Consider the following 26,027-nt stretch of genomic DNA (forward strand, 5'->3'; position numbering starts at 1 on the left):
CGCCTAGATTGGCTCTATCGTGCTGTTTGCTTTTGCTTTATTTTTTCAAACCAATTTTCTTCAACATCCAAATATGGTAAAACATTCTTAGCCATGCGAATAAATTCTGTTTCCTCTAAATTTTGGTTTTCGTTATCGAATTTAAACCAATCTTTATCCCCATTTTTATTATTCATTATTCTAAAACGATTGTTTAAGTGAAAAGCATTCATCTTTTGAAATGGTCGAACTATACCATCAACGATCACGTTTCCTTCCTTATTAACCCTTGCTACTCCAACTTCTATTATAAATCCTCCTCCCCATTTATCAAATTGAAACGATAGCAGATAACCTAACTGACCTTCTTGCTTCCTAAAATGAGGAAAAGCCCCTTTAAATCCCCTGCTTCTTAGTTCTGGGACTACTATTTTCTTTAAAGCACCGACCATTTTATCCTTATTAGATAATATAAAGATCCCTTCCCTCTAAAAATGTTGATATATCAAGGTTTCTTGGCATCTTAGGGGTGTCAAAAAATATTTTTCGACAAGCTTCTGTGGGCATTTGAGCGTCTCGCTTTGCCGATAACGCTCCATTCGCCCCCTATCGTCTGATTCGCAATGTCCATCGTAAACGGCGTTTTCTCTACCACCATCAGCACACGGCCTCGCACATCTCTATCATACAGGCGTCATGTTTGCGCTTGACGCTGTCGATTCCAATCACTAATGAGTGACTTGTTCAATTTTTTGTGTGTACAATTCATAATAGAGTCCCTCCTTGGTTGATGTTGGTGGTTGTGTAACCCTGCACCATACCAAGGGGGCTTTTTTCTTCCAAGTCCCTGAAAACCTTTCTAACAGGAATGCTCCTTATTGTATCTGGGAGACTCATGGTTTTTAGGTACGTTTTCCAATATACTCCATTTTATAGAGTTATCTGGTTTACACCATTCAACTATCTCATTTAGAAAATTTCCTTTTTCAACAATTTCTTTTATAAAAGCTCTGTGGTAATCTGTCACTTCCTTGTTATAATATAATGTTTCTATTTCAACTAGATATGGTTTCAATTTCTCTGGCTCCTTTAGTTCTAATTTCCCCTTTACATTTCTTGTCATATACCAAAAGCAAACAGAGTGGTAATCGCTTGTATGTGCTATAAACGAAACCACACCACGTAATTCTAAATCATCGACTATTAAACCAGTTTCCTCAAACATTTCTCTCTTACAAGCTTGTTCTAGAGTCTCATGTAATTCTACATGACCACCCGGAGGAATAAAATAGCCATGTACTGCCGAAGTTTTATCTTTTTTTTTATCATGACAATCTTATCATTTAAAAGAGCTATGCAAGATACTTGAACTCGAATCATGTGTAGACATCTCCCTATCTTTAGAATACTTACTGTAGAGATGAGCATTTTTCATTACAGTCATTTCCATTTCCTGAGAGACAAACAGGGTACCCCTTAGGCGACATGGAGCTGTTTTTTGATCACATCAATGGGAATCTCTTGCTTCGCAGCGTCATCGATGAACTCGACGACGCTGTGTCCTTTCCGAGACCGAAGAAGCTCCAGTCCGGAAGAGAGGTCTTGTTGAGATTCCGCGATGCTGTATACGCAGGCGAATAGCACCACTGCCCAATACCGTTTCACCGCCCGAACGTGGCGAACGCGGTACCACCTGACTTCAGCTGGTCTTTGGCCTGCCGGAAAACGCATTCGATCGTCCAGCGCTGAGCATCGTAATGCAAGATCTCTTCATCGCTAAGCTCCCGGTCGGTGCTCAAGACGACATGGAGATGATCCGGTGTCATTGGTTGATCCGCCTTCCAAGCCAGCCGCACCACCGCGTCATCAAGGCCATGGATCGCTCCCTCGTAGCGATACACACGGTAACGCTCCTTCGAGCATGGCGATGACATGGAATCCTTGTTTCAGGCAGGCTTCGATGAGCGCTTGGGACGGATACCATGAATCCATGAGCACATACACCGGATGATCCGGCTTCCCCTTGAGCGAAGAAAGCCTCTCGATCGCCAGGTCGATTTTGCTTCTTCCCGCCGTCTTGTCATACAGACGAAAGGCGAACGGAAACGCTTGCGTGAAGGTGTGCACCATCCGCCAAACGAGCGAATGCCCCCCAGACGGATGGATGATCTTTGTGAGAGAAATGCCAATCACACCCTTGAATGGTGTGGGCAGCCCGTGACGAAGGCTTCGTTTTTTGGCAAATCGTATCATCGATCGAAAGGAACAGAGGTTGATTCGTCCGTTTGGCCAGGCGTTCGATCTGGCGAAGAACCCACTCCTGAAGCTTCTCAAGCAGTTTTTCCTCGTTCCAAGGGCTTTTTGTGAAAAAGTGGCTGAGCGTGGTTCGATGATTCGAATGAAAACTCCAGTACCGGACATCCGTCGATGTCCCCGAAAATCTCTTGGTAGTCAAGGCATCGACAAGATGAACGAGATGCTTGATGACCGGTTTCGAGAAATAAAGCGCCAACCCCAACGTCATGAAAAACTTGTGGATTCCTTGATGATGTGCTAATCTATTCATGAGACATGAACCTCCTTGTGTGAATGGGTTTGAGCACATCTATTTTACTCAAGGAGCTGGATTCATGTCTCCTTTTTTGTTTAGTTGTCAATTTATGTTAGCAAATTTGCTCATCTACAGCTAGATATTTTTAGTGAGTACCCTCCATCAAATGATTGCGTAGAATCTACGCTTCCGCCTGTTCCACTCCAATTCGCCGTGGTTCCTTCAAAACTGCTATTTACAACCGGGTTGTAGCTGGAAGAAACCTGCGCTTCTTCCAATTGAACATTATCAAACCAGGCTTCTCCGGAAGCATCGGGAGACTTATGATCGACCTCTAAGTAGACGCGAATTTTGGCTGCATTCGAAGGAGTAGTAAACGTCACTTGCCGCGCAGTCCAAGGTCTTGTGCCTGTAAGTTGGCTATAACGATTATCCGCCCAAGAAATCGTTTGATTTTGACTATTCAGGAATTGAACATTGAAAAAGGCATTGGCTTTCGGTGAACTACCCGCCACCTACGCTTCACTTAGAGGTGGAGGCTTCAAGCGACTTGTGCGTGTTCGCCGAACGGTAAGCCACACACAAGAACCCTTTACGCTTTCCTTCGCTCCGAAGGCGTCCGTTCGAACAATAGATTACCACATCCGTCGGCGATCATCAACCGACATTCATCTCCCACCTACTCATTGGGCTTTGCCCTGCACATTCCTTGAGGTGGGAGACTTCTGTCGGAAATTACGTTAAAAAAGCCATACCGCCTAACAAAACTGAAAACCCCAAACGGTCATTGATGCCTCCCGTTTGGGGTTCGTTCAAGAGTAGAGCACGATCATCGCAATGAAAAAGTACGCCGCGTTGGCGATTTCCAAGATGCCTAGTTTCATGATTGGCAGCGATTTTCCGTATAAGTAGACGGCGCGAATGGCGCTCGGCGCGTAGGCCAAAACGGCGAACGGCTCGCCGATGGCGATCAAGCCGCCAATAAGCAGGGCATGGTAGCCCCATGACAGCCATTTGTATCGCACGTTTTTCTTTTCGCGAATCATCGTTTTGACGTAAAACGTGCTGCCAATGAAAAAAAGGAAGGAAAACGCGGCCAATTCGAACGCCTCCACCGTCAATTCCCCGCGCCCGATATAAAAGGCGCCCAAGCCGCCGACGCAAAACGACGCGATGGCCGCAACATCATTCCAGAAAGCGCGCTCGTTCTTTTTCTTGCTGTAGTAGATGTTTACTAGAAAAAACGGAATCATCGCCAAGCCAAAGAGAACAAGAGCCGGCCGATGCCAAAGGGAAACGGCCAGGGCCGGCGCGGCGATGGCGCCATAGCGAATGGCAGCAGGCACGTACGGCTCGTTCCGCTTCGTTTTGACCGCCATCAAGAGCGGATACGTCGCCAAGTAGAGGGCAAGCCAAGCGAGAAAGAGCGGCGCGTGAACCCACGTGAGTCCGCCGGCGTATGCCCCGAGCCAAAACGGGATGATGAGCATCGCCCACGCGCCATGTTGTTTAGGCATCACCCATTTGCTTTTGTTTGCCATCGCTCTCATCCCCCGCTCACTGGCGGAATAAAGGCGACTGTATCGCCCGGCTGAAGCGGCGCGTCGTCGCGGGCGTACTCCTCATTGACCGCGGTCATGACGCGGTCAAGCGGCAAGCCGTAACGCGCTTCCACTTCTTCTTTCAGCTTCCCTACGGTGTCGGGGACGTGCGGCCATGTCACTTGCCGCTCGCCGACTTGTTCGCCCAAATGGGCAAAAAACAAGAGACGGATCATCATTCACTCACCTCCGGCTTTCCGGACGGATAGGGTTTCGTTTCCAGTTGATCGCCAATCCATGCGCTGCCATCTTCCCATTGTTCTTTTTTCCAAATCGGTACGATTTGTTTGATCCGTTCGATGGCGTAGCGGTTCGCTTCATACGCTTCCGCACGGTGCGGCGAAGAAACCGCGATGACGACGGCGATGTCGCCGATCTCAAGGCGCCCGATCCGGTGGGTGATCGCCGTTTTCGCTCCCGGCCATTGTTCGGCGATTTCCGCTCCGATTTGCGCCAGCATTTTCTCGGCCATCGACACGTACGCTTCATATTGCAAAAAGAGCGTCCGCTTGCCGTTCGTCCATTCGCGCACCGTGCCGGCAAACACGGCGACCGCGCCGGCTTCCGGGCGCATCACTTTTTTCATCACGTCCTCGACCGAAATGGGCTCGGACGTGATGGCAAACAACGATTCCGTCATGTCCCTCTTCTCACCTCATTCATCAACCATGGGATATATGCGGCCTCATCAGCCAGCGAAAACACAGGGTGCGGCAACGGCCGGGAAAGCGGTTCCCAGGCGATGACGGCGCGGATGTTGGCGAGGTGCTGAAGCGACGCCCAATCTTCCTCGGAGCGCACGAGCACCACTTTCGGATGCGGCGCCTGCTTATAGCCTTCGACCAGCACGAGATCCAGTCGAAGCGGCGCATAAAGCGCCAACACATCATCCAACCGCCACAACGGGCGGCGGAGATGCAGCTGCAACAGCCCGTCCCCTTCCACCGCTGTCGCCACCGCCCCGGCCCGCTCATGACGGACGGAATCGACGCCTTCCGGCCGTGCCGGCTCGCCACCATGGCCGTGATGCTTCACCGTCCCGACGCGCCATCCTTCCCGGACGGCGGCCGCCACCCATTTTTCGACGAGCGTCGTCTTGCCCGTATGTTTATAGCCGACAACTTGCCAGACGTTCATTCGCTCGATCCCTCATCATCATCGAGCAGCCATACGTCCACCTCGTCACCCTTAGCGAATCCTCTCGTCCCGCCCGGCAGCACCATCAAGGCGTTGGCCGCCGCGAGCGAGGTGACGATGTTCGACTTATCCATGCCGACCGGTTTGACGATGAGCCGGCCGTCAATCGCTTCGATTCGGCTGCGCACGAAGCGGGTGAACGGATTCGGTTTGGGAAAATCGGCGCCGAGCGTGGCCTTCACTTTTTTCAAATACGGCTTGGGGGAAAACAAGCGCGTCCGCACGACCGGGCGGACAAACAGTTCATAGCCGACGTAGCACGCCGATGGATTGCCGGAGAGGCCAAACAGCAGCTTGCCATTCCACTCCGCGACGGTCGTCACGCTCCCCGGGCGCATGGCGATTTTGTTAAACAAAACGTTCGCCCCCAGCCGCTCGTAAATGGCGGGCAAATAGTCGTAATCGCCGACCGAGACGCCGCCGGTCGTCATGAGCATGTCCACTTGGTCGAGCGCCTCGCGCACGGCGTGAAAGCACGCGTCAAGGTCGTCGGCCAGCTGGCCAAAATAGATCAGCTCAGCGCCGCTTTTGAGCGCCTGTGCTTCAATCATGTAGGCGTTGCTGTTGCGGATTTTTCCCGGAACGAGCGGTTCAGAAACGTCAAGCAGCTCGCTGCCGGTCGCAAACAAGCCGATCCGCGGCTTTTTCGCCACCTTCACTTCGGCGTAGCCAAACGTCGCCAACAGCGCCGCCACTCCCGGATTGATGCGCGTTCCTTTCTCGACGAGCGGTTGTCCCTTTTTGGCATCTTCTCCTTGAAACGAGATGTTGTCGCCGGGGCGGAACGGGCGCTTAATCGACATATACGTTTTTCCATCCCGTTCATACTGTTTGGCCAGCTCCAACATAACGACCGCATCGCACCCTTGTGGAATTTGCGCTCCGGTCATCAGGCGCACCGCTTGAAACGGGCCGACGGGCTGTTTCGCCACTTGTCCGGCGCCAATTGTTTCGATCACTTCAAACTCGACCGGACGATCCAGCCCCGCTCCTTCCGAATCGGCGGCGCGAATGGCAAATCCGTCATACGGAGAGCGGTCAAACGGCGGCACATCATGGTCAGCGCACAAATCTTCGGCCAAATAGCGGCCATACGACTGGCGAAGCGGCACCGTTTCCTCTTCTCCCACTCCGGCGTAACGCATCACCCGAGCGATCGCTTCCGCTACAGGAATAGGGGTTCGTCTTTCGACCATCTCTCTCTCTCCTTTCGATCATACAGCTGGCGGCAACGATAATCTTTCTCTTTCTTTTACTGTTGTTGCCATTGTTGCAGCTGTTTTACGCCTCCCGCCAACTTTTCATCAACGACGCTCGCATCGGCGATATGTTGCAAAATCATCTCCCGCGTCTCGCCGAACAAAGCGGCCGACTGTTCGAGCTCTTGCCTCACTTTATCCGCATAGCGGTATTGTTCCTGAATATAGTTTAGCACGTCTTGGGCCCGATTTTCGACTCGATCGATCAACTCCATCATCGCCGACCATTTCCGCGCTGTATGGATGCTCATTTGGACAACCGTTTCGATCAAGGACGAAATGACTTCCGTCTGCTCGAGCGACCGCTCGATTTCCTGCTGCACGGCGTCGGTTAGCTGGTGAATCGTTTCCGTGCTGTCCGCCGTATGCTCAGCCAATTTCCTCACTTCAGCGGCGACGACGGAAAACCCTTTGCCATGCTCCCCGGCGCGGGCGGCTTCGATCGAGGCGTTTAACGCGATCAAATTTGTCTGTCGAGCGATTTCTTTGATCACTTTCACAATTTGTTCAATTTCTTGCGAGCGGCCTCGCAACCGATGCATCGCGGCCGATGTCGTTTCCATCTCACTGCCGAGCCGCCCCATCACCTGCTCCATTTCTTCCGACATGCGGATGCCTTCTTTTGCTGCTGCGACCATCTGGCCCGCCGTTTCCGCCAACGCGTTCCCTTGTTCACACAGACGGTCGGAAATCGCATATGATGACTTGCTGAGCGTACTGACATTATCAACCTTTTCTTTCGTTCGGTCAACCAGCTGGCCTAATACATGGTGTTGCCCGTTGACCACCTCATGCTGGTGAACGATTTCCTGCAACTCCCCGAGCAGGCCTGCCACCGTCTCATGAATCGCCTCCTTTTGTCTCGTGAGCTCTTCTTTCATCTCAGCGAGTTGCCGCTCCAGTTCTGTTTTTTCCTCCTCCCACTGCCTTCCCTTCACCAACGCCCACATATCCGTCTCCCCTTTTCCTTCTCTCGATTGGCTTCTGTTGTCAACACGCTGTATGTTATCTGCTGAACATGTCTGTTCTCATCCATGAAAGCAGACACCGCCTCCGAAAAGAATCAGCAAAAGTCTGCTTTTTTTCATTGTACGATAAAGAAGAAACGCTCTGTTGTGATGTTTGTCACATGGATCGATGTCCACTTTTTTTACGTATGTGAGATCCGTCACAACACCTTCGCGGAAAACACGGTATGCTGAAGTTGTAACGATTGGATCAATGGAGGGATGATGAATGGAACAGCGGTTTACTGAACAATCATTGATTGGCGATATTGTCACTCAATTTCCGAAAGCAGCTGATTTGTTTAAAGCGCGGCGCATCGATTTTTGCTGCGGCGGACAGCGTCCGTTAAAAGAAGCCATCGAAGAGCGCGGACTGGATGGCGAAGCGCTCCTTCGCGAGCTGAACACCCTTTATGCGGAGGCGCAAAACAAGCCGACCCGAAACTGGAGCGAAGCGCCGCTGATCGACTTGGTCGATCATATCATCAACACGCACCACCGCTATTTGAATGAGGAACTGCCGCAGCTCAGCCCATATGTCACAAAAGTATTGCGCGTACACGGCATGCACCACCCGCACCTTTCCCGTGTGCATAAACTGTTTCACGAGTTAAAAACGGAGCTCGAGCAACACTTGATTAAAGAAGAAACAGGAGCATTCCCGCTCATTTTCCAATTTGCTGACAACCCCTCGCCGGAAAACCGGGAGGCGGTCGAGCAGGCCGTTCGCGAACTGGTCAATGAGCATGAGGTCGCCGGTGATTTGATCAAAGACATTCGCGACATCACCAACGACTTCACCCCGCCGGAAGACGCGTGCGGCACATATCGGCTCGTTTACAGCCGACTCGCGGCGCTCGAAGAAGATTTGTTTACCCACATCCACTTAGAAAACAACGTCCTCTTCCCGCGCGTGCTGGCGGCGGTGAGGGCATAAGCAAGCAAAGCCATTCCCCCATTTCTAAGGCAAAGGCAGGCGCATTGAACGATAAAGAACAGGGCCACTCTTCGCTGGAAAGAGCGGCCCCGCTTCTTTGTCACCCACCAATATACGACATTTCAATTTTCTTCCGTTGCTTCGCCGTTTCTTCCGTCCGTTCTTCCGAATAGCGGTCTGTCCGCTGGTTCCAAACCGCGGTGATCAACGACTTCAGTTCCTCTTTCGTCGCCCCGGCGCGCAGGTTGTCTTTCAACGACACGCCTTTCGAGGCAAACAAACACGTATACAGCTTCCCGTCCGCGGAAATGCGCGCCCGCGTGCAACTGCGGCAAAACGTTTCCGTTACTGAGGCGATAAAGCCGACTTCCACCTCCGTGCCGACGTAGCGATAGCGGCTCGCCACTTCGCCGAAGTACGCTTTTTCAACCGGTTCGAGCGGATGCATGGCGTTGATTTGTTCATACATCTCTTTTTTCGTCACAACATGGGAGTAATCCCAGCCGTTCGTTGTGCCGACGTCCATAAATTCAATGAGACGGAGCGGAATGCCTTGTTCTTTGAAATAGGCCGCCATCGGCACGATTTGCGAGTCGTTCCATCCTTTTTTGACGACCATGTTCACCTTGACGCCGAGCCCCGCCGCCCGGGCGGCTTCAATGCCTTTTAACACCGGGGCGACGCCGACGCCGATGCCGTTCATTTTGCGGAAAATGTCATCATCCAACGCATCCAAGCTGACGTTGACGCGCTTTAGCCCGGCTTCTTTCAGCCGCTGCGCCCATTTCACTAAATGGACGCCGTTGGTCGTCAAGCCGATATCGCGCAGGCCGGGAATCGCAGACAGCCGCGCCACAAGCGCATCCAAATCGCGCCTTAAGAGCGGCTCGCCCCCCGTCAGGCGGATTTTTTCGACGCCCAGCTCGACAAAGCATTCCGATAGAAGCGCCATTTCCTCGACCGTCAACAGCTCGCCTTCCGCCAAAAAGCGAAAATTCGGCCCGAACACTTCGGCCGGCATGCAATAGACGCAGCGAAAATTGCATTGGTCGATCACCGATAACCGCAAATCGCGAAGCGGGCGGGACAGGCGGTCCATGATGTTCGTTCGGTTGCGCTCGCCCATCGCGCTCCCTCCTTTCTGTTTCGTTCGCCGCACGCTGTTGTCAGGCGGCTTTGTTTATTCCCGTAAACGACCGAGTTTCGTCGCAAAGACCAATAAACTGAATGACAATCCGATCGTGACCGCCACCCATGCCCACGCGAACTCCATCCGCCCCGATTCCATGGCCATGTAGACGGCGGTCGGGATCGTTTGCGTTTTTCCCGGAATATTGCCGGCAAACATGAGCGTTGCGCCAAACTCCCCGAGGCTGCGGGCAAACGACAGCACCGCTCCGGATAATAACGCGTGTCTGGCAAGCGGCAGCGAAATATGCCAAAAGACTTGGCGCTCATTCGCCCCATCGATGCGCGCCGCCCCTTCAATGGTTGGATCGACCGCTTCAAGCCCGGCTTTGGCCGCCTGATACATGAGCGGGAATGACACGACCACGGCGGCCATCACCGCGGCACCAGGCGTAAACAGTACGGTCGTATGAAACGACGCTTCGATCCACCGGCCGATGGGGCTATGTCGGCCAAACAAGACGACGAGCAAAAAACCGACGACCGACGGCGGCAACACGAGCGGCAACATAAACACCGTCTCCACCACTGTCTTGCCGCGAAACCAGCGGCGCGCCATCCGCCTCGCCGCCGCTGTCCCTAAGACCGCGACAATCAAGCTGGCGAGGAGCGATACTTTGATCGATAACCAAACCGGTGACCAAAACGTTGTCATGGGTCAGCCTCTCTTTGTTCCATCTCCATCAACTATACGAAAACAAGCAGGTAAACGCTGTGATGCTGCTTACATTGATTGTATCATATGGGCGGGGAAATCCCGCTTAGAAAAATTTGTGACAACCTGCACAAAAAAGCGACAAACGCTGATTTTTTTCACGCTGTCCCCACTGTGATGTTTTTTTACAATAGAAATAGCCGAACAAATGGAGTTGTCGATCATGGAACGGCAAAGCCAAACGGCGGAGAAACGCGATTTTTCCCTCTTGCGCTCCCCTAATCCTCGAAAATATGCGGCTTTATTTGTACTTTCATCATACACAGGTGAAGGAAACGAATTTGTGAGGTTGATCACATGCTTGTCTGTTGTCACCATTTTGTCACCGTCGTTGCCACGGTTTTGTCACCTACAAAAAAAGTCCGTCCCCCAAAAGGAACGGACATGATCGGGCAAAACGGTTTTCCCATACGAACGATCAGAAACGCTGTTGGGGCGCACACACGTCTTTCCAAACAGCCTGTTCCCTCACCCGCTCGCCCGTATCTCTTGCCTCATAAACAACCAATAAGCGATCGCAAAGCAGACGAGAGTGGCGGCAATCAGAGCAGTCGCTTGCGGCCAAATGAGCAAGACACTTTGCGAGAACGGCAGCGGGGCGGCAACAGCGCCGGCCGTTTGTTCCACGGTGACGATCCCTAGCGTCCGAACGTCCGGCGAAAGCAAAGCGGTCGTGGATTCGTTGAACAAGTAGCTCGGCGACAATCTCATGAGACCAAGCACCAACTCTTGACGGCCGACCGCCTGCTCAACGGACGTAATCGCATCAGACTGCAAAAACGACTTCGCAAATACTTCCACGATCATCGCGTAAAAAAGGTTGAAAAACAGCCAAACGGCCAGCGCTGACAACGCGGATGTCGCCGCCTGGCGGAAGACGACGGAAAACAAAATGCCGAGATTCAGCCAAAAGGCGATATACACAAGGCATAACAACAAAAAGCAGACCATGCGGGCAAACTCTTCGAAAGTAGGCGGAATCCCCAAGACCAAAATGCCTAATGCCGTCACAAGCAGGCCGAGCGAAAGAAACAACACCGCATTCAACAGCAAAGCGGCGACAAACTTGCCGTTGATGACGTAATCGCGCGGGATCGGCTGCGCCATGAGCCGGCTCAGCGTCCCGCGATTCCGCTCCGAATTGATGGCATCAAATCCAAGCGCGATGCCGAGCAGCGGTCCGAGAAAACCGACAAACGTCACAAACGATGGCAGCGTTCCGTCCGAGACAGTGAATAATTTTAAAAACAAGTAGGCGCCTTTCGCGATTTCCTTGGCCTCTTCCGACGAATCGAGCGCATCCCGAATCGTCGTCATCGCCGTATACAGCGACCCGAAGCAAGTGAGCAAGATGAGAGCGATCAAAATGATCATGCGCCAACTCGTCAAATAATCGGCCAGTTCTTTTTTGACAATGGCCGAAAAGGCGCTGCTCGCCCCTCTTGTCCGCTTCTTCTCATCAAGCGCCCCCGCCTTCAGCCGTTCACCCCATCTTTTTGCATATGAAAAACCACCGTTTTCCCATCGCCCCTTCTTACGGGCCTTCAACGTCCATCCCTCCCTTCAAAATAGCGGTGATAAATCTCATCGAGGCCGAAATGGCGGCGGCTCAGGTGGAACAAGGAAGCGTGGGATTCGATGATGGTTTTGCTGATGGCGGCGCTCACATCCGTTTGGCAATACACATCCCATCCATTTTCCGTTTGCTCCACTTTATTGACGCCCGGAATCGCCTCGATTTTGGCCCGTAAGGAAGCGTCAAGCGGTGAAGCGGCCACATGGATGACATAGGCATCCTGCAAAAACAGCTGTTGCGCGAGACGTTCCATATTCCCTTCGGCCAGCAGTTTCCCATCAACGAACAAACCGACCCGGTCGCAAATTTGCTGAACATGATGCAATTGGTGCGAGGACAGCAGTACCGTGATGCCTTCATTGCGGCTCAAATCGCGGATCAGCCGCAGCAGCTCACGCACTCCTTCCGGGTCGATGCCTAGCGTCGGCTCATCCAAAATGATCACTTCCGGATGCTTCATCAACACATCGGCCAAACCGAGCCGCTGCCTCATCCCCCGCGAGTATTTCCCCGCTTTTTTATGGGCTGCATCAGTCAAATTCACCTTCTCGAGCAGCTCCCATGCCCGCTTTTCCGCCTCAGTGCGAGGGATGCCGTTTAACGCCGCCGTATACAGCAAGTTCTCCAAGCCTGTCATGTGATGGTAAAACCCGACATCATCCGGCAAGTATCCGACTTTCCGTTTGACGTCAATTGGATTTCGCACCGGATCGATGCCGCATACACGCACCGAGCCGGATGTCGGCTCGGTAAGTCCGAGCATCATTAAAATCGTCGTCGTCTTTCCGGCCCCGTTCGGGCCAAGAAGGCCAAAAATTTCCCCCTTTCGAATGGAAAGCGACAAATGGTCAACCGCCCGATGGTCGCCATACGTTTTGCATAAGTTGTTCAGCTCGATGACGGCGGGTGCTGCCATGCTTACCTCCTCCCGTATGTTTTGATCAAATAATACAGCCCTCCGGCCACCCCGACAATGATCAACACCGCCACCACGCCCCAAACGGTTGACGTTTTGACTGAGACGCGAAACGCCGCCTCCGCCGACGTTTCCGCGGTTTGCGCCTGGAAGTTGACGACATAATCCCCGGCAATCGCTTCATCCGACGCTTTCACTTTCGCCTTGACGGTTTTGGAATCGCCTGGGTTCAGCTGGGCGATCGTGCTTTGATCGAATTCCACTTCCCAGTCAGGCGGAGCGTCAGCCGTCATGTTGATGTTCAAAAGCGGGGCGCTTCCGGTGTTTTTAACGACCAGATCGATCACCCGTTCATTCCCCGCCGTCACATCGGTGCTCAAGTTTCCTGACGGCGTCGTCAGTTTCAGCTCATACGTGCCGGTGATGACCGCCTCTAATGTCAGCTCGGCCGATGTGTCGCTCGTTTGCGCTTTGATCGGGATTTTGTACGTGCCCGCTTTCACATTTTCCGGCGGTTTGACCTCTACGGTAATGTCTCTCGATTCATTCGGCTCGAGTTTGACCGATGTCACGGAATTGCCTTCCGATTTGAACGTGACTTGCCACCCTTTTTCCGCCGCCGAACTTAACGCGTAATTTTGCGTCTTGGCGGTTCGGTTTTTCAGCGTGACATCATACGTGAAGCTCGAATCGGCATGCCCCTCAAGGTTCGTTTGATCCGACGTGAGTTCGGTTTTAAATGACCCTTGTTCCGTCACGCGGACAAGCAGCGGCAATTTCGCTGAACCGCTCTCCCCGTTGGCGACAAGCCAAAAGCGGTAATCCCCTTTGTCGACATCCAGCGGCACGTTCACTTCCAGCGTGACCTCTTCTTCTTTCCCGCCTCGGATGGAAAGCTGTTCAATCGTTCGCCCCTCCGCGGTAATCGACGTCGACCATCCTTTCGGCAGGTGGTCAAACGAGAAGGTGACGTTTTCGATGCTGGAACCGTTGTTGATGACATTAACTGTATAGTCGATCGTCTCCCCCGGCGTCACGGAAAGCCCGGTGTACGGCGTGAAAAGAACAACGCCGCCTGCCGCCGAGGCTGGACGGATCGGAAGAAAAAGAGAAAAGAGAGTCAAGATCATGGCAACCATCGCAATCATCCTGCTTCGCACGACATTCACTCCCTCCTTCTGTTTTCACTTCGTATACGCCAGAAATGGATCAATGGATTTGTTTTGCAGGAGAAAAATTCAGTTGTAGAATAGATGCAGAGCAACCATTCCAAGCATGCGTCGGGAGGTGGGCAAGATGGAAGACCGACGGGAAGACCTCGAACTGCTCGAGAAGATCGCCGAAGGCTCGCGCACCGCCTTTGACCGTTTCTACGAAAAATACGCCCCGATGGTCTATCATATCGCTCTTCGGATCGTCGGCGACGAGGCGGAGGCGGAAGATGTCAGCCAAGACGTGTTTCTCGAAATCTTACAAAAACCCCATCAATTCGACCCGAAACGGGGAAGCGTTCAAGCCTTTCTTGCCGTGAAAACAAAAAGCCGGTCGCTCGACCGCCTGCGCAAGAAACGGGATTTGTTAGTGAACCGCCTTGAGGAAGCGGCTTTAAAAGAAAACGGGGCGGAATTCTATTTTCTCCGCCAACTGGAACAACAAGTCCTCATCGACGCTTTGACCCATCTCCCCGAGGAGCAGCGGCAAGCCATTATTCACTTTTATTTTCACGGGGAAACCCAACGGGAAATCGCTGCCGCCATGAACAAACCGTTGGGCTCTGTCAAGTCGCTCATCCGCTACGGCTTGCGCAATTTGCGAAAACAAAAAGAGCTGTTCCGCTGGATGGAAGCTGGCCGAGGTGAAAAACAGCATGAAGCATAGCCATATTTCTGAAACCAAAATCGTGGACTGGCTGTTAGACAGGCTGCCAGAGCGAGAAAAAGAAGACGTATCGAGCCATCTAAAGCAGTGTCTGGAATGCCAACGCTTGCTTGAAGCGTGGAAAGGCATCGGGCTGAAGGCAGAAGCTCACTATGAAGCGCCTCCCCTTTCCCGTCCAGAGCGAATTTGGGCTCAGGCGGAAGCGCAAAAACAAACCAAGCGGATGCGGCGCGGTCTCCGCTTGGCAGGCGGGTGGATCGGCGCAGCTGTAGCCGTCTTCCTTTTCACCTTGCGCCTTTCCGCTCCCAACGACGGACCAGCCGCTTCCCATGACCGATCGGATGAGCCATATCGATACATGATTGTCGAACAAAAGGCCGACATTCCGATCGAGCGAATCATTCATAATCCAGAAACAAAACAAATTCCGATTGAGCCATCGGCGCTCTTTCAACAACTGGACGGCACGATTTGGCTCAACGATGATACGAAGGAAATGCTGATGGAGCTTGAAGGGTTGCCGCCGTTCACGGCTCGCGATTATCAGTTGTGGATCATTTACACCAACAACGAAGTCAAAGGGGAACTGTTGACGGTCCGCCATGGAACAGCGCGCATTTTGATCACCGGCGAGGACGTCAAACGGTTCAAACAAATTAAAGCGAGCCTCGAACCAAAAGGGGGGAGCGCGACGCCGACCGGGCCGGAAACGTTTATTGTCGATCTCAAACACGAATAGACGCCAAAGCCCCCTTTTGCTACAGGCCAGCGGCCCGTGTCGCTCGCGATCCATCCGCCGCCGCAAAAAAAGCCCCCGCTGCGTTCGAGGGCGGCAAGCCAAGCCGGGGACAGCCGCCCCATTGCCGGTGTGTTGACAGCCACGGACAAGTTTATTGACCCGTCATACGCCCAAAAAGTAAAGGAGTGGATGAAAATGAATAAAGTTTTTCGTTTACTCGTAGAAGATCTAGAACAGGAAAAAGAGAAAGCGGTCAAACAAGCCGAAAAACAGAAAGCCATCGAAATTGCGAAAAACTTGCTTGACGTCCTGCCGATTCACGAAGTCGCGAAACGAACGGGGCTGACTGTCGCCGAAGTGGCGGAATTGGCGAAGGAAATGGATCAAAATCAACCTCCAGTCCAATAACGCAAAAGAGCCGAGGTCGTTCGGTTCTTTTTTTCGCACTGTTGCCGTTTCATCATTGACCTTTCATTGACAATGGAACGTTATTGGAGAGACAAAATGATTTTTCATCATGAGCGTCTTTCTGTATCAAGTACATTTGGTGGTGAAGAACCGGGTGGTCAAGGATCGCTCTTCCGATCAGCAAAAGATGGATCCTCCCATCTCACCGATACTCTTCCTCGGTATTGACATTGCGCCATACGGTTTCATCCGCGGCAAGCTGTTGGGCGTCAACATAGCGGACGCGGGCGCCGTCAAGAAGCGAAACCATCCGTCGTTCGCCGGCATCAAGCAGCTTGGCGATCATCGGGCGAAGCCGCCGGTGGTACAAGGCGACCAATGGCTCCGGGCGGCCGTCATGGAGCGGGACGACGGCGTCAAAGGATGGATCGGCATAGGTGGCGAGCCGTTCCGTTACGTCTTTGTCCATATACGGCATGTCGCACGGCAGGATGAACACCCAATCGGATTGGCTCCGTTCCATGGCGGTATAAATGCCGGCAAGCGGCCCAGAACCGCGGTAACGCTCCACATCAAGCAGCACCGGGATGTCCGTTCGCCGACGAAACTCGCTGACAAGCGCTGGATGGCTGATGAGATACAACTCATCGGCAATCGGAGCCAGCGCGGCGACAGACCAAGCGAAAAACGGCGCGCCTTGATGCAACGCGAACGCCTTCGGCCGCCCGAACCGGCGCGACTGGCCGCCGGCCAGCACCACTCCAGCAATCGTTTGTTTCATCACACTCCCCCTTCCGGACCTCGTCTGTTCCTACCGTACCATACGAACCGGCGAGAAAAAAGATATCCGTCTGTCGCGACAAATCTTAGACTAGGCGAACAGCCATCACCCGTTGGCGAAGAAGCATGTTTGCTGTTCCGCTTCTGAAAACGATCTGCTAATCAGCGATTGATAACGCCCGTAGTGGACCGAAAAAAACGTTCTCCATAAAGTCTTGACTGACTCCTTAGCAGCAAATTTGCTCATAACATTAGCCTTCTTTGTAGTATAATGAATTATATACTTGCATCATAACCGCTCAAGCCTTAGGATGCGGTGACGAGCGTCGCCGCCCGAAGGTGAACATGTGCAATCCCCATGAAAGGAGAAATGGCGGTTGGAAGAGCTTGTTGGCTTTTGCGCGCAATGCGGCAAGCCGATCCATTGTTTGCATGGGTTTTTAAACGGAGTGGTCAGTCGCGAAACCGAGATGTTGTACTGCTTTCCATGCCATGACAAACAAAAGGAGAACGAACACGCTAAGCCAGACAAATGCCACCAGTGATTGAAAACGTTCACAAAAGCTAGGCACAGCGGAATGCCGCTGTGCCTATTTGTTCTTTTTCCGCTACAGCTCTTCCCCTTCGCCGCGCGTTGAAGACAAACGTTCAACAGCCACGTCAACAAAGGAACGATGACAAAGCAGGGCAATGCGATGCACCCAAAATACCGAATCCACCTGGGAAATCCCGACTAATCGAAGACTTCCCGCTTCATCGCCCCCTCCCGCTGCTATGCGGTCCCACTCTTTGGTCAGCGAAAATACCCGATCATCCATCCGTTGTCTCTCTTCTACCCATGGTGTTTCGTACCTTGCGTTGCTTTTTCATAGTCAGAGACCATAATGCCTCCTTCCATAGACGCCATCCTGAACCGTTTGACTTGACTAGCCGCCGCCCCCTCCCTCACGAGCATGCGAGAGGACAAAGGTCCGTTCCTCGCTGGCCATAGCCCCCTCTCATTCCTTCACCCGCAACAGGCGCATGCTGTTGAAGGTCACCAGCAATGTGGCGCCCATATCAGCGAACACCGCGAGCCAAAGGGTGAGCCAACCGGGGATGGCGGCCATGAGCGCTAACGCTTTTAACCCTAAGGCAAAGACAATGTTTTGCTTGATAATCGAAAGCGTCCGGCGACCGAGGCGAACGGTGTACGGCAATTGGCGCAAGTCGTCGGCCATCAGCACGACGTCCGCCGTTTCCAGAGCGGCATCCGTCCCCGCTCCGCCCATCGCCACGCCGATATCGGCCGCGGCCAAAGCGGGGGCGTCATTCACTCCGTCGCCGACCATGGCCGTTATGCCATAACGTTGTTTCAGCTCGCGAATCGCCGCCAGCTTCTGCTCTGGAAGCAGCCCGGCGCGAATGGCCGACACGCCCGCTTGGCGGCCAATGGCTTGGGCGGTTTGTTTATGGTCACCGGTTACCATGGCAATCTCTTTGATCCCGAGACGCGGCAATGCCGCAATGGTCGCCGCGGCGGACGGCCGCAGTCGATCAGCCGCCGCGATCAATCCCAACAGCCGACGGGCCGTGCCGATCGCCATCACCGTTTTTCCTTCTTGGCGGAAGGCGGCGATTCGTTGTTCCGCTTCACCCGGCAAACGGCCGAGCACACTGGCGAGCAAGGATGGGCGGCCGATGTAGTACGTTTCGTTTCCGACGACCGCCTTCACCCCCTGGCCGGTCAACGACTGAAAGTCATCCACCGGCACGTCAAAAAACGGCACCCCATCTTCTTCCGCCAGGCGGACGATGGCGGAAGCGAGCGGGTGCTGCGACCGTTTTTCGATGGCCGCCGCCACCGCCAGCAGTCGTTCACGGCCCCCTTCGTACACGACGACATCGGTCACGGACGGTTTCCCTTCCGTTAACGTCCCGGTTTTATCAAAGGCAACCGCTCGCAGCCGGCCGATTTGTTCCAAATATACCCCGCCTTTGATGAGCACGCCGCGCCGGGCCGCATGGCCGAGAGCGGTGACAATTGCCACCGGTGTCGAGATGACGAGCGCGCACGGGCAGCCGATGACGAGAACAGCGAGGCCGCGATACACCCAATCAAGCCAATTGCCGCCCACGACAAGCGGCGGAATGACAGCGACAAGCAGCGCTGCAATCATAATGAACGGCGTATAATAGAGGGCAAACCGATCGATGAACGCTTGCGACGGCGCCCGCTCCGCCTGCGCCTCTTCAACGAGATCGATCATTTTCGCCAACATCGTTTCATCCGCCCGCTTCGTCACTTTCACTTCCAGGAATCCTTCCCCGTTCAGCGTCCCGGCGAACACCGCATCGCCCACCGTTTTTTCCGACGGCACGCTTTCGCCGGTCATCGCCGCCTCATTGACCGTGGACGCTCCGCTGACGACAACGCCGTCCAGAGGAATTTTCGCGCCTGGTTTCACGATCATGACCTCTCCAAGGCGAACGTCTTCGACCGGAACGGTCACTTCCTCCGCACCGCGCCGGATCGTCGCTGCAGCGGGCGCCATTTCCAGCAGCGACGCGATCGACCGCCGCGCTCGGTCCATCGAGTAGCGCTCGAGCGCTTCGCTTATGGCAAACAAAATGACAACGACCGCTCCCTCTTGCCATTCGCCGATCGCCGCCGCGCCGAGAATGGCGATCGTCATTAACGTGTTCATGTCCAACTGCCAGCGGGCCAAATTCCGCAGCCCCGTCCAAAACAAGGAATAGCCGCCGAGCGCGATCGCCGCCAAATACATCGCGACCGCCATTCCCCCGCTGTCCGCCGCATCGGCCGCAATGCCAATCAGAAGCAATGCAGCAGAGACGAGGACGTTCCCGTTCTCTTTCTTCTTCCAAAACGGCTCCCGCCGGATAGTGCGCTCGCGTTCTTCGCGAATTTTCAGGCGTTCAAACGCTCCGGCTTGTTCCAGTTCTTCCACCGTCGCCTCGCCCCAAACCGTGATTTTGGCGGCGCCGAAGTTGACTTTCGCTTCTTTGACGCCGGGCAAAGCTTTGACGTTGCGCTCAAACTTGGCGGCGCAATTTGCGCACGTTAACCCTTGCACGCGGTATGTTTTGGCCTCGATCCGGTCCAATGTTTGTTCATTCGCCACGGTGATCCCCCTCTTTCTGATGGGCGAGCGCGACCAGCAACAGCTCGCGAATATGGTCGTCATCCAGCGAATAAAAAGCGAGTTTTCCCTCTTTCCGATATTTCACGATGCCTTGTTTATACAAAATGCGCAAATGATGCGACGTCGTTGCCACCGTCGCCCCGATCACGTTCGCTAAGTCGCAGACGCACAACTCTTCCTCGCCGCAAAGCGCATAGACGATTTTTGCCCGGTTTTCGTCGGCCAACGCCTTGAAAAACGGCACAATCGAAGCCATGTTTTCCTCATTCAGCCGGCGCTGAATCCGCCTGACCTTCTCCTCGTCATAACAGTAGACGTCGCAGACATCTTGGCGATGCATTCCGTTCCTCTCCTTGCCAACATTCAAATATTTGTTTGAATATAGAATATCATATCCCTTTTTGATATTCAAATATTCATTTGAGCGAAAAAAGTTCCCTCATGACAAAAATCCGCCTTCGTCGCAGCGAAAGGCGGATTTCGTCTGATGAACGCGCCGCAGCAATGAGGCCCATTGCCGTCGGTTTCACCTATACGTATTCGCGAAACCAACGCACCGTCTCCAAAAACGCTTCGCGCGTCACTTTATGGCCGGCGTGCGGGTCGGTGATGAATTGCAGCCGGTCTTCGTTCCCTTCATAAAGTGGTTTAATTTGCTTATAAAACTCATATGTATAAGCATACGGGACGACTTGGTCGGCTTTTCCGTGCCAGATGAACAGCGGCCGCCCGGCGAGTTTTTCCGGTTGTTTCGATAAATCATAGCGGGCAAGCTTTTCTTTTTCCAACGCCAACAACGCCGGCGGCATCGGAATGTCGATTTGGCGCCGCTTCCCTTCTTCAATCATGGCATCAAAAAAGGCGCTGAAATTCGGACAGCCCATCAGCGCCACTGCCGCCCTCACCCACGGATAGACGGCGAGCGCTCCGAACGTGACGATCCCGCCCATCGACGTTCCGGCAAGCCCAATTCGTCCTGAGTCAGCCAGCCCGCGGCTCACAAGGTCGTTTTTCATCTCGTCGATTTCACTGATCGTGCGCACCACAATGTCCCAAAACGACAACTGCAATTTCCGTTCGCTCAACCCTTCGTCCCGCTCGCCGTGAAACAGCGCATCGGGAAGCACAACGCGATAGCCCGCCTCGGCGAGCAAGTAGCCGAAATGCAAATTATGTTCTTTGGCGCTCGTAAAGCCGTGAATAAAGAAAATGAGCGGAAGCGGTTCGTCCCGTTTTTCCGGCTGAACGACATGTAGAACGGGCACGCCGGCCAACTGTTGTTGTTCAATGATCACCATCGCTGCACAAACTCCTTTTCTTTTTCCATCGCTGTATAGTGTACCATATGGACAGCGATTTTGGAAAAGAGTTACACTATGTAATGAGAAAAACAAAGGCAAAGGAGTCAGACATGAAGCCATATTTAATTGCTTTGGATTTGGATGGAACATTGTTGAGAGAGGATAAGACGATTTCCCCGCTGACCAAAGATGTCATCCGCCGCGCCATTGACGCCGGCCATGTGGTCGTCATCGCCACCGGTCGGCCGTACCGGGCCAGCCGCATGTATTACGAGGAACTGAACCTCACGACACCGATCGTCAATTTCAACGGCGCGTTTGTCCACCACCCGCGCCAACCGTCATGGGGAATCCGCCATGTTCCGTTGCCCTTGCCTGTCGTCAAAGACATTGTCGAATTGGGAGAAACGTATCGAATCAAAAACATTTTGGCGGAAGTGATGGACGACGTCTATTTTCACGAACATGACGAAGTGTTGCTGGACATCGTTCGCCTCGGCAACCCGACGGTGAAAATTGGCGATTTGCGCCGCTCGCTCGGCAAAGACCCGACGAGCGTGCTCGTGTATACAGACAGCAGTCATGTCGAACAAATTCAATCATATCTGTCCGACGTATACGCCAACGTATTGCACCATCGGCGCTGGAATGAGCCATGGCATGTGATTGAAATCATCCGCCATGGGGTTCATAAAGCGGCCGGCTTACAACAAGTCGCCGATTCCTTGGGCATCCCTCGGGAGCGAGTGATCGCCTTTGGCGACGAAGACAACGATTTGGAGATGATTGAGTGGGCCGGATTGGGCGTCGCCATGGGCAACGCCATCGAACCGCTGAAAACCATAGCCGATGATGTGACCAAAACGAATGAAGAAGACGGCATCGGCGTGTATTTGCAAGAAATCCTGGGCCTATAGCGCCCCCATTCGTTCCTTCTCCGCCTTTTCGCCGCATCCAGCCAGCGTTGGGGACAGCGGTTTGCATCCCATTTCCTAACTACCGTTCCGTGAAAATCCCGTCGGCAAGCGGTGATTTTCATCCCCGGGTGGAGGGCAGATCCCTTGCCATGGATCGTTTCCGTGAAAATGCCGTGTCGATGGGCTTCGATTTTCATCCCTGGGGAGGACAAAACCGTTGCCCGTGGACCTTTTTCGAAACAGGCCGGGCACGCACGAAACGGCGCTTTTCGTTTGTAACGAATTTCCTTACTACTGTTCCCTGGCCGCGGTTACACTATACGTGACGCAACGTGCGTCTTCACTTTTTAAAGGGGGAATCCGTCATGGGCAAACGAAACAAATCGAAGCGTTTCGTCCAGCAAGGCGTCGATGCAGTCGAACGGCATGACAAACGAATCCCTTACCATTTGACGTACGCCGAAGCGGAAGCGCGTAAAGCCGAAAAAGCGGTGGAAACATCGCTCGGAGGAGCGTAGCGATGGGCAATCGTCTATTTCAAGAGGCGCGCAAAGCGGTCGCCCAAGCGAAGCAAGCAGCCAGCGGCGAAATCGACATGAGCGTCGACCGCGCCATCGCCATTGCCAAAAACGCCTTGTCATCAGCTTACGCGCATTCCAATACGGCAGAAAAAGCGCAGTTGCGTCAATTTCAAGCTGAGCTTGATGAGCTCACCCAATAACCGCTGCGGGCTTCCCGCAGCTCTTTTTTTCGCCCGCTCCCGATTTTCCGTTGTATTCCGAACCGAAACCCGCTACACTGAACATAGAAACATGAATCGCTGTTCACCTGTGGAAACAGTTGGTTCAGCCGATCGGGCCGCGGGGAACGCGGAAGGAGAAAAGAGGAGGAAGAAAGATGTCCATTCAAATCATCACCGACAGCGGCGCGGATTTGCCGCAATCGTACATCCGCGAACATCATATCGCTTTTTTGCCGCTCGTCGTCCATTGGAATGGCCAAGACTACGAAGATGGGGTGACGATCGAGCCGAAACAAGTGTATGACGCCATGCGCCAAGGACAGGCGGTGAAAACGGCCCAACCGAGCCCGCTGGCGATGAAGGAGCTGTTTTTGCCGTACGCCAAAGAAAATCGGCCATGCCTGTACATCGCCTTTTCCTCGAAATTATCCGGCACATACCAGACCGCCATGGCCGTCCGCAGCGAACTGCTTGAGGAATACCCTGAGTTTCGCCTGACGATCATCGACTCGAAATGCGCCTCGCTCGGCCAAGGGCTTGCCGTTATGAAAGCGGTCGAGTTGGCTGAAAACAACACACCATACAACTTGCTTTGCGAAACGATCGAGGCGTACTGCCGCCATATGGAACATATCTTCACCGTCGACAATCTCGACTATTTGGCGCGCGGCGGCCGCATCAGCAAAACCGCCGCCGCCTTCGGGGGCTTGCTCAACATCAAACCGCTCCTCCATGTCAAAGACGGCGCTCTCGTTCCGCTTGAAAAGCTGCGCGGGCGGAAAAAAGTGTTGAAACGGATGGTCGAGTTGATGGGCGAACGCGGCGACGATCTTCAAAAACAAACGATTGGCATCAGCCATGCCGATGACGAAGAAACAGCACTTGAACTGAAGCGGATGATCGAAGAAACGCACGGCTGCACGCGCTTTTTCCTCTCCGACATCGGCAGCGCCATCGGCGCCCACGCCGGACCGGGGACGATCGCTCTGTTCTTTCTGAATCGATACATTGAAATCTGACGAGAAACGAAACAGAGGCGCCTGCCCAGAACAGGCGCCTATCCCTTATCATTGATGACGGTCCCCATATTCATTACAGATCTGCAAGTGAGCCATTGGTGGAGGAAAACCTTTCCGTTATTTTCCCAACAACTCCCCCTATATTTCATTTTCATTTGCTCATACTAATACTACACGATCGGAATGCAGGGAGGGCTGGTCCATGCCAAACACAAGCGACAACGACAAAAAAGCGCGCGACAACCAAGCGAAGCGCCATGAAAAAAACATGATGCGCGAGAAAAACCGGGAAGCCGGAAAGTTCGCGTATTCGAAGAAGACGGATCATTTGTGAGCAAAACAAAAGCTGCCTATCGGCAACTACAGGCAGCTTTTGTTTTTATAAACTTATTTAATACGGTCGACCAGTACTGTTGCTAACTCTGGAAAAATAGCCAATACCCCAATAAACAGTATCATCATGACAGCGTATGGTGCTACTCCTTTAACGATCTCAGCGATTGTATTTGTTTTGTCTAATCCTTTTAAAACAAACAAATTTAATCCCACCGGCGGTGTAATAAGAGCTAATTCCATATTAACAACCATAACAATTGCAAACCAAATGGGATCAAATCCTAAGGCTGTTATAATAGGATACAAAATGGGAAGCGTAATGACCAGTATCGATATAGTCTCCAAAAAACACCCTAAAATAAGCAACACGATATTCACCAAAATGAAAATGACCCAAGGAGATACTTGCTGTGAGGTGGCAAATTGAGTAATGGCTTGTGGGATTTGCAATATAGTCATAATATATCCGAGCAACATGGCCCCAACGATGATCATTAATATCATTGCATTCGTTTTAACGGTCGATAAGACAATCATCTTAATGTTGGCTAATGTGAAATTTTTATATACAAAAATGGAAATTAAAATGCTAATCATAGCGCCAATGGCAGCAGCCTCAGTGGGAGTAAATATCCCCGTATAAATCCCCCCAATGACAATGATGGGCAATATAAGCCCCCATATAGCTGTTTTTGACGCCTCGAGTCTCTCAGACCATGTTGCCGGTTCTTCTTTTATATGTCGTGTCTTCCATGAAGCATACATCATAAATATAATCGTTAATAATATTCCTGGGATAATCCCTGCAACAAACAGCTTTCCGATCGATTCGCCCGTCACAGAGCCGTATATAATCATCGGCACACTCGGTGGAATGAGAATACCTAATGTTCCCCCAGCGGCTAACAAACCTAGAACCGTTCTTTTATCATATCCCCGTTTGGTCATTTCTGGAAGCGCAACTGCTCCCACTGTTACCGCAGTTGCCACACTTGAACCGGATATGGCCGCAAAGATCGCACAACAAAACAATGTAGCAATGGCTAGTCCCCCTGGAAGATGTCTAAACCATTTACTCGCCATTTCATACAAATCGCGTCCAACACCACTCACCACTAAAACTTGGCTCATAAGAACATACATAGGCAGTGCTGTTAAAGTAAAATCATCTAACGATTTATAAGAGATAATAGGGATCTGCGAGAAAGAAAATGTTCCCCCATTAAATAGATACATCCCACCTATAGCAAGTAACCCGAGCGCAAAAGCTACAGGGATTCCTATTAACAGAAGCGCAGCCATTCCCCCAAGAAAAAATGCTGTATTCACAAATGTCCCCCTCCTTTGGACACTCCCCCATCGACGATTTGTAATATAAAGGCAAAGCAAAGCAATAATCCTCCGATAGGGAGAAACATTTCTGGAAGATACATAGGGACCCGCAACAATGATGATGAAGTTGTCCCTAATCTGTATGTGTTCAAAACATGTTCTAAGCTGTAAATAGTGAAAATAAGACTGAAGACGAATCCAAATACATTGGAAACATACCCCAAAACTTTTTGAACTTTGCGTGGCACAATATTAATTAGTAAATCAACAGTAATATGAGAGTATGTTCGCAGCGTGTAGGCGGAACCAAGGAAACAACTCCCAATGATCGCATATATGCATAATTCCGTCGCCCAAACGGTCGGTTGATTAAACACTGATCTAGCAATAACGTCAAAAGTTGTCATGCAAGTAGTCAATATAATCAATATTCCTGCCACAGTCCCACCTGCTTGAATCAATCGGTCCAAAAAACTATATAGTATGGAAAAAATTTTCATCTT

Annotated in this window: 29 protein-coding genes and 2 pseudogenes; 9 read left to right on the forward strand and 22 right to left on the reverse strand. The window is 52.4% G+C overall.

Features of this window, described 5'->3' with window-relative positions; translation table 11 throughout:
• Window positions 1–14: 14 nt before the first annotated feature.
• The 10 genes and pseudogenes from N685_RS18215 to N685_RS0101245 all read right to left on the reverse strand — a co-directional run bounded on the left by N685_RS18215 (window position 15) and on the right by N685_RS0101245 (window position 7,537).
• Entirely contained in the window at window positions 15–431 is a 417-nt protein-coding gene (locus tag N685_RS18215) for a DUF4304 domain-containing protein (RefSeq protein ID WP_033842290.1), read from the reverse strand.
• 407 nt (window positions 432–838) lie between these two features.
• The gene (locus N685_RS18670; RefSeq protein WP_084177457.1) at window positions 839–1,264 is read right to left on the reverse strand and encodes an NUDIX hydrolase; all 426 of its coding nucleotides are present in this window, start codon (window positions 1,262–1,264) and stop codon (window positions 839–841) included.
• 191 nt (window positions 1,265–1,455) lie between these two features.
• Window positions 1,456–2,545, reverse strand: a pseudogene (locus tag N685_RS18225) (transposase).
• Window positions 2,546–2,655: 110 nt separating this feature from the next.
• Window positions 2,656–3,045, reverse strand: a complete 390-nt coding sequence (locus N685_RS18675; protein WP_407059674.1) for a hypothetical protein — start codon at window positions 3,043–3,045, stop codon at window positions 2,656–2,658.
• A 297-nt stretch (window positions 3,046–3,342) separates the two neighbouring features.
• Window positions 3,343–4,071 carry a YwiC-like family protein gene (locus tag N685_RS0101220; protein ID WP_031405154.1) on the reverse strand — a complete coding sequence of 243 codons (729 nt, stop codon included), beginning with the start codon at window positions 4,069–4,071 and terminating at the stop codon, window positions 3,343–3,345.
• Window positions 4,072–4,076: 5 nt separating this feature from the next.
• Window positions 4,077–4,307, reverse strand: a complete 231-nt coding sequence (gene moaD, locus N685_RS0101225; protein ID WP_031405156.1) for a molybdopterin converting factor subunit 1 — start codon at window positions 4,305–4,307, stop codon at window positions 4,077–4,079.
• Entirely contained in the window at window positions 4,307–4,771 is a 465-nt protein-coding gene (locus N685_RS0101230; RefSeq protein WP_031405157.1) for a molybdenum cofactor biosynthesis protein MoaE, read from the reverse strand. The genes moaD and N685_RS0101230 overlap by 1 nt, the downstream gene beginning before the upstream one ends.
• On the reverse strand, window positions 4,768–5,268 hold the full coding sequence (gene mobB / locus N685_RS0101235; RefSeq protein ID WP_031405159.1) for a molybdopterin-guanine dinucleotide biosynthesis protein B: 501 nt from the start codon (window positions 5,266–5,268) through the stop codon (window positions 4,768–4,770). Before mobB ends, N685_RS0101230 begins: the two co-directional genes overlap by 4 nt.
• Window positions 5,265–6,524, reverse strand: a complete 1,260-nt coding sequence (locus N685_RS0101240) for a molybdopterin molybdotransferase MoeA (protein ID WP_031405161.1) — start codon at window positions 6,522–6,524, stop codon at window positions 5,265–5,267. Before N685_RS0101240 ends, mobB begins: the two co-directional genes overlap by 4 nt.
• Before the next feature lie 56 nt (window positions 6,525–6,580).
• Window positions 6,581–7,537, reverse strand: a complete 957-nt coding sequence (locus N685_RS0101245) for a methyl-accepting chemotaxis protein (RefSeq protein ID WP_031405163.1) — start codon at window positions 7,535–7,537, stop codon at window positions 6,581–6,583.
• 286 nt (window positions 7,538–7,823) lie between these two features.
• Between N685_RS0101245 and ric the strand changes: the two genes are divergently transcribed.
• Window positions 7,824–8,531, forward strand: coding sequence for an iron-sulfur cluster repair di-iron protein (ric, locus tag N685_RS0101250; protein WP_031405165.1), 708 nt, complete (start codon window positions 7,824–7,826; stop codon window positions 8,529–8,531).
• 100 nt (window positions 8,532–8,631) lie between these two features.
• On the opposite strand, the gene moaA is transcribed toward ric, so the two are convergent.
• The 5 genes from moaA to N685_RS0101275 form a co-directional block, all read right to left on the reverse strand.
• Window positions 8,632–9,657 carry a GTP 3',8-cyclase MoaA gene (gene moaA / locus N685_RS0101255; protein ID WP_031405167.1) on the reverse strand — a complete coding sequence of 342 codons (1,026 nt, stop codon included), beginning with the start codon at window positions 9,655–9,657 and terminating at the stop codon, window positions 8,632–8,634.
• A 54-nt stretch (window positions 9,658–9,711) separates the two neighbouring features.
• Window positions 9,712–10,374 carry a molybdate ABC transporter permease subunit gene (modB, locus tag N685_RS0101260; RefSeq protein WP_031405168.1) on the reverse strand — a complete coding sequence of 221 codons (663 nt, stop codon included), beginning with the start codon at window positions 10,372–10,374 and terminating at the stop codon, window positions 9,712–9,714.
• Window positions 10,375–10,902: 528 nt separating this feature from the next.
• Window positions 10,903–11,982, reverse strand: a complete 1,080-nt coding sequence (locus N685_RS0101265; RefSeq protein ID WP_031405171.1) for an ABC transporter permease — start codon at window positions 11,980–11,982, stop codon at window positions 10,903–10,905.
• Entirely contained in the window at window positions 11,979–12,926 is a 948-nt protein-coding gene (locus N685_RS0101270) for an ABC transporter ATP-binding protein (protein WP_031405172.1), read from the reverse strand. The genes N685_RS0101265 and N685_RS0101270 overlap by 4 nt, the downstream gene beginning before the upstream one ends.
• Window positions 12,927–12,928: 2 nt before the next feature.
• A complete protein-coding gene (locus N685_RS0101275; protein ID WP_031405174.1) occupies window positions 12,929–14,095 on the reverse strand; it encodes a COG1470 family protein in 1,167 nt (388 codons plus the stop codon).
• Between the two features lie 127 nt (window positions 14,096–14,222).
• Between N685_RS0101275 and N685_RS0101280 the strand changes: the two genes are divergently transcribed.
• The 3 genes and pseudogenes from N685_RS0101280 to N685_RS0101290 all read left to right on the forward strand — a co-directional run.
• On the forward strand, window positions 14,223–14,804 hold the full coding sequence (locus N685_RS0101280) for a sigma-70 family RNA polymerase sigma factor (RefSeq protein ID WP_031405176.1): 582 nt from the start codon (window positions 14,223–14,225) through the stop codon (window positions 14,802–14,804).
• The gene (locus N685_RS0101285; protein ID WP_031405178.1) at window positions 14,794–15,543 is read left to right on the forward strand and encodes an anti-sigma factor domain-containing protein; all 750 of its coding nucleotides are present in this window, start codon (window positions 14,794–14,796) and stop codon (window positions 15,541–15,543) included. Before N685_RS0101280 ends, N685_RS0101285 begins: the two co-directional genes overlap by 11 nt.
• Before the next feature lie 120 nt (window positions 15,544–15,663).
• Window positions 15,664–15,951, forward strand: a pseudogene (locus tag N685_RS0101290) (transcriptional regulator); the annotation flags it as partial.
• Window positions 15,952–16,153: 202 nt separating this feature from the next.
• On the opposite strand, the gene N685_RS0101295 reads toward N685_RS0101290, so the two are convergent.
• The 5 genes from N685_RS0101295 to N685_RS0101320 form a co-directional block, all read right to left on the reverse strand.
• Window positions 16,154–16,732: a molybdenum cofactor guanylyltransferase gene (locus N685_RS0101295; protein ID WP_031405182.1), complete on the reverse strand. Its 579-nt coding sequence runs from the start codon at window positions 16,730–16,732 to the stop codon at window positions 16,154–16,156.
• 607 nt (window positions 16,733–17,339) lie between these two features.
• Entirely contained in the window at window positions 17,340–17,549 is a 210-nt protein-coding gene (locus N685_RS0101305) for a hypothetical protein (protein WP_031405184.1), read from the reverse strand.
• Window positions 17,550–17,729: 180 nt separating this feature from the next.
• Complete coding sequence (locus N685_RS0101310; protein WP_031405187.1) at window positions 17,730–19,856, reverse strand: heavy metal translocating P-type ATPase; 2,127 nt, start codon at window positions 19,854–19,856, stop codon at window positions 17,730–17,732.
• Window positions 19,846–20,217 carry an ArsR/SmtB family transcription factor gene (locus N685_RS0101315; protein WP_031405189.1) on the reverse strand — a complete coding sequence of 124 codons (372 nt, stop codon included), beginning with the start codon at window positions 20,215–20,217 and terminating at the stop codon, window positions 19,846–19,848. The genes N685_RS0101310 and N685_RS0101315 overlap by 11 nt, the downstream gene beginning before the upstream one ends.
• Before the next feature lie 190 nt (window positions 20,218–20,407).
• Window positions 20,408–21,175, reverse strand: a complete 768-nt coding sequence (locus tag N685_RS0101320) for an alpha/beta fold hydrolase (protein ID WP_031405191.1) — start codon at window positions 21,173–21,175, stop codon at window positions 20,408–20,410.
• Window positions 21,176–21,288: 113 nt separating this feature from the next.
• Between N685_RS0101320 and N685_RS0101325 the strand changes: the two genes are divergently transcribed.
• From N685_RS0101325 to N685_RS18680, 5 genes are all read left to right on the forward strand, one after another.
• Window positions 21,289–22,095, forward strand: coding sequence for a Cof-type HAD-IIB family hydrolase (locus N685_RS0101325; RefSeq protein WP_031405194.1), 807 nt, complete (start codon window positions 21,289–21,291; stop codon window positions 22,093–22,095).
• A 365-nt stretch (window positions 22,096–22,460) separates the two neighbouring features.
• Window positions 22,461–22,613 (forward strand): hypothetical protein, encoded by a 153-nt coding sequence (locus N685_RS19720; RefSeq protein WP_162839623.1) that lies wholly within the window; start codon window positions 22,461–22,463, stop codon window positions 22,611–22,613.
• A 2-nt stretch (window positions 22,614–22,615) separates the two neighbouring features.
• Entirely contained in the window at window positions 22,616–22,816 is a 201-nt protein-coding gene (locus N685_RS0101335) for a DUF3813 domain-containing protein (RefSeq protein ID WP_031405196.1), read from the forward strand.
• Window positions 22,817–22,992: 176 nt separating this feature from the next.
• A complete protein-coding gene (locus N685_RS0101340; RefSeq protein WP_031405197.1) occupies window positions 22,993–23,856 on the forward strand; it encodes a DegV family protein in 864 nt (287 codons plus the stop codon).
• 202 nt (window positions 23,857–24,058) lie between these two features.
• Window positions 24,059–24,190, forward strand: coding sequence for a DUF3941 domain-containing protein (locus N685_RS18680; RefSeq protein ID WP_008879040.1), 132 nt, complete (start codon window positions 24,059–24,061; stop codon window positions 24,188–24,190).
• Window positions 24,191–24,243: 53 nt separating this feature from the next.
• Here N685_RS18680 and N685_RS0101350 read toward each other — a convergent pair whose 3' ends face one another.
• Both N685_RS0101350 and N685_RS0101355 read right to left on the reverse strand, forming a co-directional pair.
• Complete coding sequence (locus N685_RS0101350) at window positions 24,244–25,521, reverse strand: TRAP transporter large permease (protein ID WP_031405199.1); 1,278 nt, start codon at window positions 25,519–25,521, stop codon at window positions 24,244–24,246.
• Entirely contained in the window at window positions 25,518–26,024 is a 507-nt protein-coding gene (locus N685_RS0101355) for a TRAP transporter small permease (protein WP_031405201.1), read from the reverse strand. The genes N685_RS0101350 and N685_RS0101355 overlap by 4 nt, the downstream gene beginning before the upstream one ends.
• Window positions 26,025–26,027 lie beyond the last annotated feature (3 nt).

The sequence above is a fragment of the Geobacillus vulcani PSS1 genome, assembly GCF_000733845.1.
In the GTDB taxonomy this organism is placed as follows: Bacteria; Bacillota; Bacilli; order Bacillales; family Anoxybacillaceae; genus Geobacillus; species Geobacillus vulcani.